The organism is Pararhizobium sp. P1_E7 (assembly GCF_056405855.1).
On sequence record NZ_JBFUBH010000066.1, the window covers coordinates 1 to 14,760 of the forward strand.

Below are 14,760 nucleotides of genomic sequence, written 5' to 3' on the forward strand. Positions count from 1 at the left end.
CGATAGGGCTCCGTCCGGGTCGTTGCCAGCGCCGCCATGGTGGCCGCGATGGTCGAAACGACGGCAGCAAGCGACGCGATCTGCACGGACCGGATGGACGCGTCGATCACCTGCTGGTTTTCAAACGCCTGGGCGAACCACCGCAGCGAAATCCCATCGAAGGCAGCAAGGGATTCGCCCGCATTGAACGAATAGAAAACCAGCACCGCGATCGGCAGATAGAGCGCAAAGAAACAGGTCATCGCAATCGCGGTAAATCCGCGCTGACGCCGGATGGAGAATGCCCTAGCCATGCCGGCTCCCTTGAGATCCCGCATTGCGGAYATAGACCAGCAGCGCCACCATGACGATCAGCATCAGCGTGATCGACAGCGCCGACCCGAGCGGCCAGTTCCGGCCCTGCCCGAACTGCAGCTCGATCAGATTGCCGAGCATCAGGTTCTTGCCGCCGCCGAGGATGCTTGGGGTCACATAGGCGCCGAGCGCCGGAATGAAGACGAGGATCGAGCCGGCGATCACGCCTGGCTTGACCAGCGGAACGATGATCTTGCGCAGCACCTTGAAGGGCGTGGCATAAAGATCATAGCCGGCTTCGACCAGCCGGAAGTCCAGCTTTTCCATGCTGGCATAGAGCGGCAGCACCATCAGCGGCAGATAGACATAGACCATGCCGGTCAGGATAGCACCGTCGGTGAACAGCATCTGGACGGGCTTTGAAATCAGACCGAACTTCAACATCAAGCCATTGATCAGGCCTTCGTTGCGGATGATTTCGAGAATGGCGAAGGTGCGGATGAGAAGATTGGTCCAGAACGGAATGGTAATCAGGAACAGCCAGAGTTCCCGGGTTTTCTCAGGCCGGGTGGCAATGAAGTAGGCTGTGGGGAAACCGACCAGCAGGGTCAGGACCGTCGTTGCCAGCGACAGCACGACAGAGCGTAGGAAGATCGACACATGCGCATCGGCAAGCGAGAAGGTGCCGTCGAAAATATCCTTCTCCAACGCGACGCTGATCCAGCCCTCAGGTGAAGGCAGCCATTGCACGTCGCCATAGGGACCGGGCGTCAAGAAGGAATAGACAAGCACGATCAGCAAAGGGCCGGTCGCGGCAACGAGGATGATCAGCAGGGCGGGAAGCGAAAGTAGCCACCGTTTCCGGATATCCCTGCTCTTTTCCGCCTCGATCGCCCCCGCAACATCTGTCATTTCAGTTCCTCAACACCCGCGCCGCATTGGCCTCGAGCGCTATGCCAACCGTGTCACCTTGACCGAACCGCGCACTCTGCAGAGGTTTGTTCTGTTCTCGCAGCGTAAACAGCGTCTCCCCATCGGAAAGGCGGACGTGATAGTGCGTATCCGTGCCGAAATAGACGACGTTTTCGAGTGTGCCGGTCATCTGGCAGGCAGCCGGCTGGTTCGGCGGGCAGAGCGTCGCATGCTCCGGCCTCAGAACCACTGTCACCTCACCCGTTGCATGGAAATCCTGCGGCACCGTTGCCGATATGCGGCCGGCGACCGGCGTATCGACATCGGCAATGCCGCCATTCACCGCGCTGATCCGGCCTTTCAGAAAATTGGTTTCGCCGATGAAATCGGCGACAAAGCGATCCGCCGGCGCATCATAGATCTCTCTGGGGTTGCCGACCTGCAGGATCTTGCCCGATGACATGACGGCGATGCGATCCGACATGGTCAGCGCCTCCTCCTGGTCATGGGTGACGAAGATGAAGGTGATGCCGGTTTCCGCCTGCAGACGCTTCAATTCGATCTGCATGTCCTTGCGCAGCTTGTAGTCCAAAGCCGACAGCGGCTCGTCGAGAAGCAAAACCTTCGGCTGGGGCGCAAGCGCGCGGGCAAGTGCTACACGCTGCTGCTGGCCGCCGGAAATCTGGCTTGTGCGCCGGCCGGCGAGCGCTTCCATGCGCACCAGCTTCAGCATGGCATCGACCCGGTCCTTGATCTCCCGCTTCGGCTTGCCGAGCATGGTGAGGCCGAACCCGATATTTTCCGCCACCGTCATGTGCGGAAACAGGGCGTAGCTCTGGAAAACCGTATTGATCGGCCGCTTGAAGGGCGGCATGGCGGCGATGTCCTCGCCGTTCAGCATGATCTCGCCGGATGTCGGGTATTCGAAACCGGCGATCAGCCGCAACAGGGTGGTCTTTCCGCAACCGGAAGGCCCCAGAAGCGTGAAGAACTCGTTCTGCCTTATCGATACCGATGTGTCGTCGACGGCGGCGAATGCAAACTCGCCAAAGCCGAATATTTTAGAAACATGGCGGATTTCGACCGCGTTCAATTCCGCCATTTGCGGCACACCACCCGTTGCATGAAGCTGTTCCCGCCTTTTCGGCTTTGCGCTAGGTGACCACAGTGCCTGTGCGTTGACAACACCCTTCTTAATATTTTGATCAAAAAATTATCGGCATGTTTTGCTACCAGCCATCGGAAAGCACGCGCTCCAGCATATCGGCAAAGAAATCGGCACTTTCCTGCGACAGACAAAGCGGCGGCTTAATCTTCAGGACATTGAGGTGATCGCCGGTCGGCTGCATGATGACGCCGAGCTGCAGCAGCCGGTCGCAGATCGCCGCCGTTTCGCCGGTTGCCGGTGCCAGCGTCTCGCGGTCACGGACGAATTCCAGTCCGAGGTAAAGCCCCATGCCGTGCACGGCGCCGACAAGTGGGAACCGCTGCCCGAGCGCTTGCAGGCGGCGTTTCAGGTGTTCGCCGACGACACGGGCATTCTCCTGCAGGCCCTCGTCGCGCATGATATCGAGCACCGTCATGCCGACGACGGAGCTCACCGGACTGCCGCCGGCGGAGGAGAAGAAATAGCCCTCCTTCTCCAGTGCATCGGCAATCGCCTTGGTGGTGATGACGGCGCCAAGCGGATGGCCGTTGCCCATGCCCTTGGCGACGGTGATGATATCAGGGACGACGCCCTGCTCTTCAAAACCCCAGAAGTGATGGCCGAGACGGCCGTAGCCGACCTGCACCTCATCGGCGATGCAGACGCCGCCGCGCGCCCGTACCCTCGCGTAGATCTCCTGAAGATAACCCGGCGGCAGCGGAATGCCGCCGGCATTGCCATAGACGCACTCGCAGATGAACCCGGCCAGTCCCTTGGCCTCGCTGTCCAGTTTTTCCAGCGTGGGCGTGACGGCGTCAACATAGGCGGCAGTCGAGGCGGGCCCGCGAAACGGGCCGCGATACGTGTTGGGCGACATCACCGGATGCACCCAGTTAGGCCGCGTCGTCAACGCCTGCGGATTATCGGCGATCGAGGTGGAGACGGCGTCGCTGGCAACCGACCAGCCGTGATAACCTTCCAGCAGGCACAGCATATTGCGCGCGCCGGTCGCCGCCCAGGCGAGCCTGAGCGCCAGATCATTGGCCTCCGAGCCACTGTTGACCAGGAAAACCGTATCCAGCCCGTCGGGGGCAAGTTCGGCCAGCCTTTCGGAGAAAGCAGCGACGGAGGCATAATGAAACCGGGAATTGGTATTCAGCCGCTGCCATTGCCGGTGCACGGCATCGGCAAGACGCGGATGCCCATGGCCAAGAATGGTGACGTTGTTGACCATGTCGAGATAGGCGCGTCCCTCGACATCGACCATATGCTCGCGCAAACCGCGCTCGATCTGTGGCGGTGTCTCGTAATAGTTTTTCTGAGGTTTCGCAAAATGGCTTTGGCGACGCGCCAGAACGGCTTCACTCTGCGGCATCGATGCATCGCAGTCGAAACCGAGAAGCCGGGCCGGCGATGGGCATAGCGCCAGCCACGCCGCGGCGTGGTCCGGARAGACGAAGGGCGGTGGTACGATATCCTTGTCGCGGCAGAGTTGGACGCGCAACACACCCCTGTCACCCGCCGGGCCGGCGACGAGGCCGAGCGGCTGGCCGGGGTGGATGAAATCGTCAGGACCCGGCAAGGCATCGATGCCGGAAAGATGCAGTGCCGCATCCCGCCCCAGCAATATCAGGCCGCCATCGGTGAATTTCAGGATGCCGCCGAAAGGCGCGGACACGCTGGTGCCTGCCGGCAAGAGCAGGTCGACATGAACAGCGCATGTTTCCGCCGGTTCCGGTGAAAGCAACATTGTCCGAGTCAGCCGGTATTCACCGTAACGCGTCGCGACAACCGCATTTTCCCGGGATGCCGCCAAAAGCAGCCGGTCTTCGAGACCGGGCTGCGGCCACGCAACGCCGTCGAACACATCACTTTGCGGATCCAGTGCGATCACGGCGATCTTGGATACCTCGATTTCCGGCAGCAGACGATCGCCGGTGATCGCAGGCCCCTGATCGGCCAATTGGCCGACAGCCTGAAGAATCGCCGTCTCCATCAATGCCGGGGGTACCGAAACTGCAACGTCGAAAATCGTCCGTTCGTGGTCGATATTGCCGCTGACATAGCTGTTGTCCGGATCGAGCGCGAGTTGCTGCTCGCTGCTTGCCACCAGCACGGCGGCGCGAGCCACGATCAGGGGCCAAAGTGCGCGCAATTCCGCATCGTTGAGCGGGAAAACGGCGTGAAACGCCTTGATCGCGGGCAGGATGATGCAGGGATCGCCATCGGCATGATGCAGCAGCGAGGCGCAGGTGACGGCTAGGTCTGCGACAAGCCAGCCATTGACGATATCGCCGAAATCGATCACCCCCTCCGGTATCAGCTGGCCGCTGCCGTTCACCAGGCTGACGACATTGTCGTCGGTGATGTCGTGGTGGATTGCCTGTTGCCGAAGCTCCGGCCTCAGCCCGTCGAGCCGGCGCATGGCTCTATCCATCTCCCGGCTGATGCGCTGCTTGCGGTCCGCATCCTTAACGGCCGACAGGAGGTGGTCGACAACCTGTTCGGCGTTTCGCAGGTCCCATTGCAGGTCGCGCGACAGGCCGGGATGGGTAAAATCGGCCAGCGCCAGCGCTATCCGGCCGCCCAGCGCGCCGAGTGCGGCGATCGTCACCGCCGGCAGATGCTTGCGCCGTGTCAGCGGCTGGCCCTCGATATAGTCGAGCAGGCGGATCTGATAATCCTCACCGCGCACCGTGACGAACAGGATGTCCGCGCCATTACCGGCAGCGACGACCCTCGGCACGCGCGGTGTTGCCGCTTTGCCGGCAATATGGCGCAACGCGGCGTTCTGCGCTTCAAGCTCGACGGTCGCGTAGTCGGCACGGCAGATTTTCAGGACGAAACGGCCGCTGGCCGCGTCGATACGGTAGTTGCGGTCCTGCTGGCTGCCGAGTTCCGCAATCGGCCCCGACAAGCCGTAGTGAGCGGCAAAAAGGCCCGCGGCATCTTCGGCACTGACATCGGGCCGCGACAATGYCGCCCGCCGCAAAAAAACATGTTCCAATCTCTCGTCTCCCGGAATCAGATCGCGGGCAGATTGGCACAACCATGTGTGAACGCGAATGACAAATCCGGGTGTGCCTGCCCGGAAATTTCAAGGTGAACGGCGTCACCGCACCATTCATCCATGCCGCCCAACGCAGAAACGCCCGCTGCAGGGCAACGGGCGTTTCGGGAAACTTCGCTGGAGGCGCTGTTTTCAGGTATTAGCGAGCGACCGAGGCGCGGGCGATGCTCTGGATGTCGGCACGGTCGATGCCGAGATCGCGCAGTTCGCGGGTGGTCATACGGCCAAGTTCGGTAATCGTCTGACGGTACTTGCGCCAATTGTTGAAAGAGCGTGCTACGTTCATGATGATCCCCTTTCTAGGGCTTTCCGGCCCGGCAGCCATTCAGTAGCGCCCGTTGCCGTTGTGATGAGCTGTATATAAGCCTCCCGATTATGGGGGAACAGCGCCAATACTTCAGGCCACCCATGCGCTGGATGCATGGTCAACATTCACACTCGACGGCAAGCCGGTTACGAAAAATTGCGCACGCCTACTTCGAAGAGCGAGGCAAAAGGCGTAAGATGGTTTCTTTTATAATTGAATGAAACTTTTCTCCTCATGCCGCGTTGCAGTCGCTGAGCAAAATAGGAGTTTCTAATATGCTCGCAAAATTTTCTTATCTCGCATTCGGCTTCGTTCTGGGCGCTGCTCTCTTGCTGACGCTGACGCTGGTGAACGACAACAGCACGGTGCTGTCGAAAACGAGCCGTCTGAATGGTACTGCCGCACCTGCGTACAATGTCGCGCCCGCAGACTTTGCCATGGAACGGTTTGGGTAGGGACGCAGCCGCAGGGAATCTTACTGATACCCAATCGCGCTCGTACCGTGAGCGCGAGCGTGAATCTTTTTTGAATGAGGAACGGCTCTCGTCCACCGGTGGATTTTACGGCAACCCAGGCGGGCGCATCGACAGGAAAATGCTCTTCAGCTCCGGTTCTCGAACGCGCCGGGACGCCTCGACGCAGGAGACCCAGACGCTGAGCCGCTGGCCCTTCTCTCGAAAGACGTCGCAACTCTCCTTGACTTCCAGCAAATGGACCTGAACGCGGCAAGGCACACTCTGGCCGTTGTCGAACACCTTCAGATAGGTAAAATATCCAAACGGCTTTTTCTTCGCCTTGCCGCGCACGCCGGCCTCTTCGAAGGCTTCTATCGCAGCGACCTCATGGGGCTTTTTGCCCGCCATTGGCCAGCCCTTGGGAATGACCCAGCGGCGGCTGTCGCGGCTGGTCACCAACAGCACTTCGAACATGCCGCCGTCTGCGCGGATGCGATAGCAAAGCGCTGCGAACTGCTCGTACATTCGCTCCTTGAACAGTGTGGCGGCAAAAGGCGCGAGTTCGGATAGAAACGTCCCGGACTTTTTCGACGATTTTCTCAGCCCGCCGCCCATAAGGCTCACCCGCCCCTGATCGAGGTCCGCCACACCAGATCGGCATGCAGGCGCACCGTATGGTTCTCGGGCTGCGCCGTCTCCACCACCAGCCAGGACACGGCCTCGCGGGCGATCATATCGACCGGTTGCGCGAATGTGGTCAGCCCGTAAGATGACCAGGACGCCTGCTCGATATCGTCGAAACCGGCGACGCAGATCTGATCCGGCACCGATATCGAAAACTGATGCCGAGCGGCATCCATGAAGCCGCAGGCGAGAAGGTCGGTGGCACAGAACACTGCGTCGGGGCGCTCCTTGCGGGTCAGAAGCTGCTGGGCGACGGCGCGGCCGCTTTCATATCCCGTCTGGCCGAACCGTTCGACGACCACGTCCAGGCCCAACGCCCCGGCAGCGGCAACAAAGCCGCGCTCGCGCGCCATCAGGCTCGGCGTGCCCGCCTGCGAATTGGCAAAGGCAAGCTTGCGGCAGCCGGCCCGCACGAACGCGGTGGCAATGCGCGCCGCCGCATCCGCGTCATCGAGGTTGATATTCAGCGGCCCTTCCCTGTCGTCATCGCGGTTGATCAGCACCAGCCGCTGACCGTTTTTCAGACAAAGATCGGTGATCGACTTGTCCGGCAGACCGGACAGGATGATCGAGGCATCAGCCCGGTAGCGGATCGCCTGCCTGAGCGCCAGATCGACACTGCCGTCCGACCGGTCGGTGTTGATCAGCATCGATATCTTGCCGGAATTCTGCAACTGTTGTGTCAAGGCGCGCAGCAACGCCGAGCGATAGGGCGTACCGATCTCCGACACGATCAGGCAGACGATCCCGCTTTCGTTGCGCATCAACCCACGGGCGAGATGATTGACGTGGTAGCCGAGCGCCTCGGCGGCATCGAGCACCTTCTGCCGCGTTTTCGGCGAAACGCTGGCACCCGATGTAAACGTGCGAGATACCGCAGAGCGTGAAACGCCCGCTTTTTCCGCCACTTCCTGCGCACTGACGAAGAGTTTTTGTGACACCCAGCAATCCACCCTCTAGCGCGTATTTTGCACAATTTTGCAATTGTGTGCAAGCACTCGATCAACCGATATGTGACATTTTTGTGAAGATTTTGTTTGACGCTCGTTTTCATCTCACGCAACATTTGCACACGCTTGCAAAAAACGGGTAGCGTGGAGGTGCCGCTTCAACAGGAGGAAATTTCATGGACTCACAATATATTGCCGCCGCTGCGCTTGCTGTCCGTCCGAATTCGATCACGCTCGAACCAGCATCGGCTTCACAACGGCTGAGCCGTCCAAGACTGTAGAAGGACCATTTTCATGACATTGCAGATCTCCGGGCTCGACAGCCGTTTCGCCCTGGCACAGGTCATCGCCCGGGAAGCCGGCGCTGTTGCGCTCGACTATTTCAACAGGCGCGAGACGCTGGTGATCGAAACCAAACGCGACCTGCAGGACGTCGTCTCCATCGCCGACAGGGAGGTCGAGAACCTCATTCGCGCCCGTGTGGCGGAGGCCCATCCGGGTGACGGTTTCCTGGGTGAGGAATACGGTCTTACCCGAGGCGATTCCGGCTATACTTGGGTGGTCGATCCGATCGACGGCACCAGCCCCTTCGTCAACGGCATGCCGAACTGGTGCGTCTCGATCGCCGTGCTGTACAACAGCGAACCGGCGATCGGCGTCGTCTGCGCGCCCTGCCACGACGAACTCTATGCCAGCGCTTCCGGCAAGGGCGCGACGCTCAACGGCCGGGTGCTTAGCCTCGACGCCTCCCGCACCATCCGCAACGCCGTCACCGGCATCGGCGCCAACAATTACGTGACGCCGGCCTTCGTCGGGAAAATGGTCGAGAACCTTCTGGAAGCGGGCGGCAATTTCATCCGCAACGGTTCAGGCGCGCTGATGCTCGCCTATGTCGCAGCCGGCCGTCTGGTCGGCTATTATGAGCCCTACATGCACGCCTGGGATTGCCTTGCCGGCTACTGCCTCGTCAAGGAAGCGGGCGGCTGGTATCACCCCTTCCCTGTCGAGGGAGAACAGCTGACCAAGGGTTCGCCGGTACTGGCGACGGCTCCCGGCGCACGGGACGACTTAATGAAAATCGCCGGTCTCTGAAAAACGGCAAAGGGGCGGAGGTCAGCAGGCGCCGCCCCATTCAGACCCGATCTGGGCCTCACAATCCGGCGCGGCTGGTCGGCAAGGCGCGGGCCGCCGCGCTCAATAGATCGGTCTGGGATATCAGGCCAAGGATCTGATGTTCATCATCGATGACGATGACGGCATGGGCGTAGCCGTCGGTGAGGACCGGCAACAACGAAAATGCCGGATCGTTGTCCGAAGCGGTGGCGGCCTTCGACAGGATGTCGCCGACGCGATCGGCGGCCTTGGAAAGCTCCCGCAAACCGATCGTCCCGACCAGCCGRCCATTCTCATCCTTGACCGGCAGGGTGCGGATATTGTGCTTCAACAGCAGCTCGCGCGCGTCGGCAGGATCGGCATGTGCGTCAATCGAGATGACGTCGCGAGACATGATGTCGGCGCAGCTGATATCGCCATGGGCGCGGATGGTTGCCTGAAGCTCCACCTGCTGCAGCAAACGGCTGAGATCACCCCGGTCGATGTCGAAGGTTTCGTCGAACGCCGCAAGCGCTGCATCGACATCCTCTTCACGAAAACCGACCCGCAGCGATGCCGGCAGGTCGGCCGTCTGGTGGGTGTTGACCGGCGCCTTGGCGGCGATATGGGGATAGTTGCGCCGCGCCAATTTATGAAACAGCAACCCGAGCCCGACCAGAATGCAGGAATTCAGGCCGACGGGGACAAAGGGAAACAGCAGACCCCAGCCGGCAACGGCCGGCCCCCCGAGCACGGCCGTCAACGCCGCAGCGCCGCCGGGCGGATGAAGGCAGCGTGTAAACGACATCGCCCCGATCGCGAGCGATACGCCGACCCCGATGGCAATGATCGGGTCATGGATCAGATAGGCGGCGATGATGCCCATCAGCGCCGAAATCGTATTGCCGCCGATGATCGACCAGGGCTGCGCCAGCGGACTGGCCGGTACGGCAAACAACAGCACGGCGGACGCCCCCATCGGCGCCACGATCAGCGGCAGATGCGGCCCCTGCCCGAACAGATAGCCGCTGATCAGCCCCGTCAGGCCGATGGCGACCAAGGCGCCGACACAGGCGATCAGCCGTTCGCGCAATGTCGCACCGGCCAGAATAGGCGAAAACATTCGAAAACGGCCGTCCGGGTTTGGCTTTTGCGGATAGGACATCGGGAAACCGGACACGCGGAAAAGATACGGTCAGGATACCGGCGCGCACGTTTATCCCGTTCCCCGGCTATAGGAAAATCACACGCAAAGCGCAACGGTCAAAACCGCCGCACCTTGGCGGCATGGGATGGACGGCATCGGATGGATGGCCGGTTTGCCGGCCATCCACGGCCGCCTAGTTCTGTCTGGCCGCTTCGGCAAAGAACCCTTCCGGACTGTCGACCTCGACAAGCTTCTTCCGGTCGATCAACCAGAAGCGATTGCCGACCGAGCGAACGAAACTGCGGTCGTGCGAGACGAACAGGCAACTGGCCTGGTGCGCCATCAATTCACCCTCCAGCGCCTCCTGGCCATCAATGTCCAGATGGTTCGTCGGCTCGTCGAGCAGATAGATGTTGGGATTGGTCAGCCGCAGGATCAGCATTCCGAGCCGCGCCTTCTGCCCGCCGGACAACTGGCCGACCGGGCGGGCCTGAAGCTCGATCGTCATGCCGGCGCCGGCCAGCAACGCCCGAGCCCGCTGATCGCCGATATCGAAACGGCTGATGATCGTTCCCATCGGCGTCTCATCATCACGCAGATCGGCCAAGGCCTGATCGCCATAGCCCAGAACCAGCGAGGGCGTCGCCTTGATACCCGATTGCGCCGCCTCCGGCTGTTCGATCGCCTTGCGCAGCATGGAGACGAGGCGGGTCTTTCCGGCGCCGTTGGCACCGAGCAGCACGATCCGGTCGCCCTGGCAGACGAACTGCTTGCCGGTCTTGAACAAAAGGTTGCCGTCCGGTGTCTGCACCGTGGCGTCCTCGAGCGTGATCAGCACCTTGGCATGGGTGCCGCGATTGGCGAGCCTGATCGCCCCGGCGGAACGCTCCAGATGCGCCGGCTTGGCGGCATCTTCGAGCTTGTCCGCCCGCTGCTTCAGCTGCTTGGTCTTGACCACCAGCAGGTCGCTGCCGGAATTGATGCCAATATTGTTGAGCTTGGCCGCTTGCTTGCGCAATTGTTCGGCGACCTTGATGTCGCGCTGATAGCGGCGCTCGTCGGCAGCGTCCGCCTCGTCCAGCGCCGCCCGCGCCCGCGTGTAGGGCAACGGAAAGATCTGCGATTGCTCAGCGCGCAGGAAGAGCGTGCGGTTGGTCACCGTGTCAAGGAAGGCCCTGTCATGGCTGGAAATGATCACGGGCACATCGCGCGGCAGCGCATTCAACCACGCCTCGAGCATGGCGATCTTGCCGAGATCGAGATGGTTGGTCGGCTCGTCGAGCATCAGCACATCAGGCTCGGTCACCCAGACGCGGGCAAGCATCGCAATGCGCTGCCAGCCGCCGCTCAGCTGCTTCAGCGGCCGCTGCCGCAAGGCCTCCGGCACATCGAGCGATTCCAGCACGACATCGACACGCCAGCTTTCGCTCTCCTGCTGGTCGGCGGACAGCGCATCCAGTACGACCGCATAGAAGGGCAGATCGAAAAGGCGCGCCGGCACGTTCTGCTCGACATAGCCGATGGTCAGCCCGCGCGCTTTGGTGACCTCCCCCTCGCTCGCCTCAAGGACGCCGGCAAGGCAGCGAAACAGCGTCGATTTTCCGCGGCCATTGGCGGCGACGAGGCCGATGCGGTCGCCTGCATTGACGACAAGGTTGAGCTTGGAGAAAAGCGGGCTGCCCAGCACGATGCCGAGATTGCGGATATTGATAAGGGTCATGATCGGTCTCTGGTCTTGCCGCACGGTCATCCATCGAGGGCTCTCAAGCCATCATCGATGCGATGCGTCACGCGCGGCGGATTGGAAAGTGCAGTCGCTCGAACCAGCAGGATCGGCGTTGCAGTGCCACGAAGGGCAGACCAGAAGACGGTTTTCTGAAGAGAAACGGACTTTGGTCAGCCCTGCAAACGCATTTGCAGGGCGTTGACGGGGCCACGCTGGCGATGGTGCCGGAAGTATGTATTCATTGCGCAGCCCTCCTTTCTCGATAGTATTTCTCATACCATCCGCTTCCGGGATTCGCAATCATCCCGGGCATTGAAAATTGGCCTCCCTCAGAGGATGGAGTGATCGACGATGACCACGGGCTTGCCATGCGAGCACATTTCGACCCGCGCCTCGACCCGATAGATATCGCGCAGCATCGAACCGGTGATGACATCGCCGGTCGGGCCGCTGGCCACCATCGCGCCCCTGGCGATGACGATGGTGTTATCGCAATAGCGCAGTGCATGGTTGAGATCATGCAGGGCGATCAGCACCGACATGCCGGACTTTGCCGCCAGCGACCGCATGAAACCCAGCACCTCGATCTGGCGAAACAGGTCGAGCGCCGAAGTGGGCTCGTCCATCAAGAGGATCTCGGGCTTGCGGACCAGCGCCTGGGCAATCGAGACCAGCTGCCGCTGCCCGCCGGACAACTCGCCCAGGCCGCGAAAAGCCAGGTCATCGATCCGCAGCGCCTGCAGGATACGGTCGATCTCGATCAATTCGCTGTCGCGCACCGTCCAGCCCGATCCCTGCTTGCTGGCCAGCAGCACCGATTCGTAGACTGTGAGCACGGCATTGGCGCCGGTATCCTGCGGCATGTAGCAAATGGTTTCCGGCCCCTTCAGCGTATCTGAAAGGACAACCGTCCCAGGTCCTGAGGCGAGCCCGGCGATGCGCTTGAACAGGGTGGATTTGCCCGCCGCATTCGGACCGATCACGGCGGTCATGCCTCCGCCGTTGAGGACATCGGTATCGACGTCCGACAGGACCGTGTGCTTGCCGTACTTGGCGCCGACGCCCTTGAGTGCCAGACCTACCATGCCCGCCTCCGATTGGTGAAGATCAGGATGAAGAAGAACGGCACGCCGACCAGCGCGGTGATGACCCCGATCGGCAGGATGGCGCCGGGGATGAGCGTCTTCGACAACACCGACGTCGCCGACAGAAGCAGCGCGCCGCAGAGGACCGAGGCCGGCAGGAAGAACCGCTGGTCCTCGCCGACCAGCATGCGGGCGATATGCGGGCCAACCAGGCCGACAAACCCGATGGTGCCGACGAAGGAAACCGGGATCGCAGCAAGCAGGCTGACGGTCATCATCGTATGCAGCCGCAACCGGCGAACGTTGATGCCAAGGCTCGCCGCCTTGTCTTCCCCCAGCCGCAAGGCCGTCAACGCCCATGCCTGCCGTGCAAACAGCGGAACGGCAAATATCAGCACCGCGCCGGTGATCCACACTTTTGGCCAGGTTGCCTTGGTGAGGCTGCCCATCGTCCAGAAGACCACCGCTGCCAGCGCCTGTTCGGAGGCCAGATATTCGAGCAGGGACAAGAGCGCATTGAAGGTGAAGACCAATGCGATGCCGAGCAGCACGATGGTCTCGACCGTGACGCCGCGCATGGTGGAGGCGAAGTGAATGAACAATGCCGCCGCCATCGCCATCAGGAAGGCATTGATCGGGATCATGAACTGCACGGCAGCAGGAAAGAGCGCCACCCCGCCGACGAGGCCGAGCGCTGCGCCAAATCCGGCGGCGGCGGAAATGCCGAGGGTAAAGGGGCTGGCCAGCGGATTGGCGAGAATGGTCTGCATCTGCGCGCCCGCCACCGAAAGCGATGCACCGACGGTGATCGCCATCAGCGCGATCGGCATGCGGATATCCCAGATGACGACACGTAGCTGATCGCTGACGGTGCCGGCTGAAAACAGCGAGGTCAGCACCTCCGACAGCGTGTAATTGGCCGGCCCCAGGGCCATGTCGATCGACACGCTGAGAAAGAGGGCAACCACCATGCCGCAGATCAGCACGATCCTGCGAAAAGCCAGGGCGCGGTATTGGACGCGCCCTGTTGTCGTTTCGAGCTGTTCGGCAGCGAGAGCCATGGGTTACTCGTCCTGCAGGGAGACGAAATAGCCGGGCTTGTAATCCAGCGGCAGGAAGCGGGCATGCAGTTCCTTGAACGTCGCTTCCGGATCGAGATCCTTGAACAGCTCCGGATGCAGCCATTTGGCAATCTCCTGGATCGCCACGAACTGATACGGGTTGTTGTAGAACTGGTGCCAGATGGCATGGACGTTGCCGTCCTTGACCGCCTTGACGCCGGTGAATGCCGGGCGCTTCGTCAGGTTCTCGAGCTTGCGGTGCGCCTCCTTGAGATCAGCACCATAGCCGACGCCGACCCAGTCGCCGCCGGGGACATAACCTTGCCAGTTGCCGCCGGTGATGATGATCTGATCGGGATTGGACGCAATGATCTGTTCCGGATTGACCGCCCCGAACGTGCCGGGAATGATGTCCTTGGCCATGTTGATGCCGCCCGCGATCTCGACCATCTTGCCGAAATTCTCATTGCCGAACGACATGCAGCAATCGTCCGAATAGCCGCCGGCACGTTCAACGAAAACGACCGGCCGGACCATGTCAGTCTTGGCGAGCACGTCGGTGACCTTGGCGATGCTGTCGGCGCGGAACTTGATGAAGTCCTCGGCCTTGGTTTCCTCGCCGAGCAGCTTGCCCATGATCCGCATGCTGGCTTCCGTGTTTTCCATCGGCTTTTCACGGAAGTCGATATAGACGAGCGGGATGCCGACCTTGCCGAGCTTCTCGATATAGCCGGCCTCTTCGGTCGAGGTCTTCGCATCGAGATTCATGATGACGACATCGGGCTTCAGCGAAACGGCCTGTTCGATATCGAACGTGCCGTCCTTCATGC

13 protein-coding genes and 1 pseudogene are annotated in these 14,760 nt (G+C 61.3%); 2 read left to right on the forward strand and 12 right to left on the reverse strand.

The features are described from left to right. From AC1D17_RS24760 to AC1D17_RS24780, 5 genes and pseudogenes are all read right to left on the reverse strand, one after another. Positions 1-293: pseudogene (locus tag AC1D17_RS24760) on the reverse strand (spermidine/putrescine ABC transporter permease PotC); the annotation flags it as partial. After that, the gene (locus tag AC1D17_RS24765; RefSeq protein ID WP_477567941.1) at positions 286-1,206 is read right to left on the reverse strand and encodes an ABC transporter permease; all 921 of its coding nucleotides are present in this window, start codon (positions 1,204-1,206) and stop codon (positions 286-288) included. The pseudogene AC1D17_RS24760 and the gene AC1D17_RS24765, both read right to left, overlap by 8 nt. 1 nt (position 1,207) lies before the next feature. Further along, complete coding sequence (locus AC1D17_RS24770; RefSeq protein WP_477567942.1) at positions 1,208-2,308, reverse strand: ABC transporter ATP-binding protein; 1,101 nt, start codon at positions 2,306-2,308, stop codon at positions 1,208-1,210. Between the two features lie 127 nt (positions 2,309-2,435). Next, a complete protein-coding gene (locus AC1D17_RS24775; protein WP_477567943.1) occupies positions 2,436-5,360 on the reverse strand; it encodes an aminotransferase in 2,925 nt (974 codons plus the stop codon). A 202-nt stretch (positions 5,361-5,562) separates the two neighbouring features. Next, positions 5,563-5,709 carry a DUF1127 domain-containing protein gene (locus tag AC1D17_RS24780; RefSeq protein ID WP_477567944.1) on the reverse strand — a complete coding sequence of 49 codons (147 nt, stop codon included), beginning with the start codon at positions 5,707-5,709 and terminating at the stop codon, positions 5,563-5,565. 296 nt (positions 5,710-6,005) lie between these two features. On the opposite strand from AC1D17_RS24780, the gene AC1D17_RS24785 reads away from it, so the two are divergent. Continuing rightward, entirely contained in the window at positions 6,006-6,185 is a 180-nt protein-coding gene (locus AC1D17_RS24785) for a hypothetical protein (RefSeq protein WP_477567945.1), read from the forward strand. Positions 6,186-6,290: 105 nt separating this feature from the next. Here the strand turns inward: AC1D17_RS24785 and AC1D17_RS24790 are convergent, their stop codons facing one another. Both AC1D17_RS24790 and AC1D17_RS24795 read right to left on the reverse strand, forming a co-directional pair. After that, positions 6,291-6,710: an NUDIX hydrolase gene (locus tag AC1D17_RS24790; protein ID WP_477567946.1), complete on the reverse strand. Its 420-nt coding sequence runs from the start codon at positions 6,708-6,710 to the stop codon at positions 6,291-6,293. A 95-nt stretch (positions 6,711-6,805) separates the two neighbouring features. Continuing rightward, complete coding sequence (locus tag AC1D17_RS24795) at positions 6,806-7,810, reverse strand: LacI family DNA-binding transcriptional regulator (RefSeq protein WP_477567947.1); 1,005 nt, start codon at positions 7,808-7,810, stop codon at positions 6,806-6,808. Positions 7,811-8,113: 303 nt separating this feature from the next. Between AC1D17_RS24795 and AC1D17_RS24800 the strand changes: the two genes are divergently transcribed. Continuing rightward, positions 8,114-8,911, forward strand: coding sequence for an inositol monophosphatase family protein (locus tag AC1D17_RS24800; protein ID WP_477567948.1), 798 nt, complete (start codon positions 8,114-8,116; stop codon positions 8,909-8,911). A 58-nt stretch (positions 8,912-8,969) separates the two neighbouring features. Here AC1D17_RS24800 and AC1D17_RS24805 read toward each other — a convergent pair whose 3' ends face one another. The 5 genes from AC1D17_RS24805 to AC1D17_RS24825 all read right to left on the reverse strand — a co-directional run. After that, positions 8,970-10,076 carry an HPP family protein gene (locus AC1D17_RS24805; protein WP_477567949.1) on the reverse strand — a complete coding sequence of 369 codons (1,107 nt, stop codon included), beginning with the start codon at positions 10,074-10,076 and terminating at the stop codon, positions 8,970-8,972. A gap of 175 nt (positions 10,077-10,251) precedes the next feature. Next, the gene (locus AC1D17_RS24810) at positions 10,252-11,778 is read right to left on the reverse strand and encodes an ABC-F family ATP-binding cassette domain-containing protein (protein WP_477567950.1); all 1,527 of its coding nucleotides are present in this window, start codon (positions 11,776-11,778) and stop codon (positions 10,252-10,254) included. A gap of 335 nt (positions 11,779-12,113) precedes the next feature. Then, a complete protein-coding gene (locus AC1D17_RS24815) occupies positions 12,114-12,869 on the reverse strand; it encodes an ABC transporter ATP-binding protein (RefSeq protein ID WP_477567951.1) in 756 nt (251 codons plus the stop codon). Then, entirely contained in the window at positions 12,863-13,930 is a 1,068-nt protein-coding gene (locus tag AC1D17_RS24820; RefSeq protein ID WP_477567952.1) for a FecCD family ABC transporter permease, read from the reverse strand. The genes AC1D17_RS24815 and AC1D17_RS24820 overlap by 7 nt, the downstream gene beginning before the upstream one ends. 3 nt (positions 13,931-13,933) lie before the next feature. Continuing rightward, positions 13,934-14,760: ABC transporter substrate-binding protein (locus AC1D17_RS24825; RefSeq protein WP_477567953.1), on the reverse strand; the 827-nt coding region annotated here is incomplete at its 5' end.

Coding starts and splice junctions, on each gene's coding strand:
- AC1D17_RS24770 (WP_477567942.1), bottom strand. CDS start 2,308: ATGGCGGAATTGAACGCGGTCGAAATCCGCCATGTTTCTAAAATATTC.
- AC1D17_RS24780 (WP_477567944.1), bottom strand. CDS start 5,709: ATGAACGTAGCACGCTCTTTCAACAATTGGCGCAAGTACCGTCAGACG.
- AC1D17_RS24785 (WP_477567945.1), top strand. CDS start 6,006: ATGCTCGCAAAATTTTCTTATCTCGCATTCGGCTTCGTTCTGGGCGCT.
- AC1D17_RS24790 (WP_477567946.1), bottom strand. CDS start 6,710: ATGTACGAGCAGTTCGCAGCGCTTTGCTATCGCATCCGCGCAGACGGC.
- AC1D17_RS24800 (WP_477567948.1), top strand. CDS start 8,114: ATGACATTGCAGATCTCCGGGCTCGACAGCCGTTTCGCCCTGGCACAG.
- AC1D17_RS24810 (WP_477567950.1), bottom strand. CDS start 11,778: ATGACCCTTATCAATATCCGCAATCTCGGCATCGTGCTGGGCAGCCCG.
- AC1D17_RS24815 (WP_477567951.1), bottom strand. CDS start 12,869: ATGGTAGGTCTGGCACTCAAGGGCGTCGGCGCCAAGTACGGCAAGCAC.
- AC1D17_RS24820 (WP_477567952.1), bottom strand. CDS start 13,930: ATGGCTCTCGCTGCCGAACAGCTCGAAACGACAACAGGGCGCGTCCAA.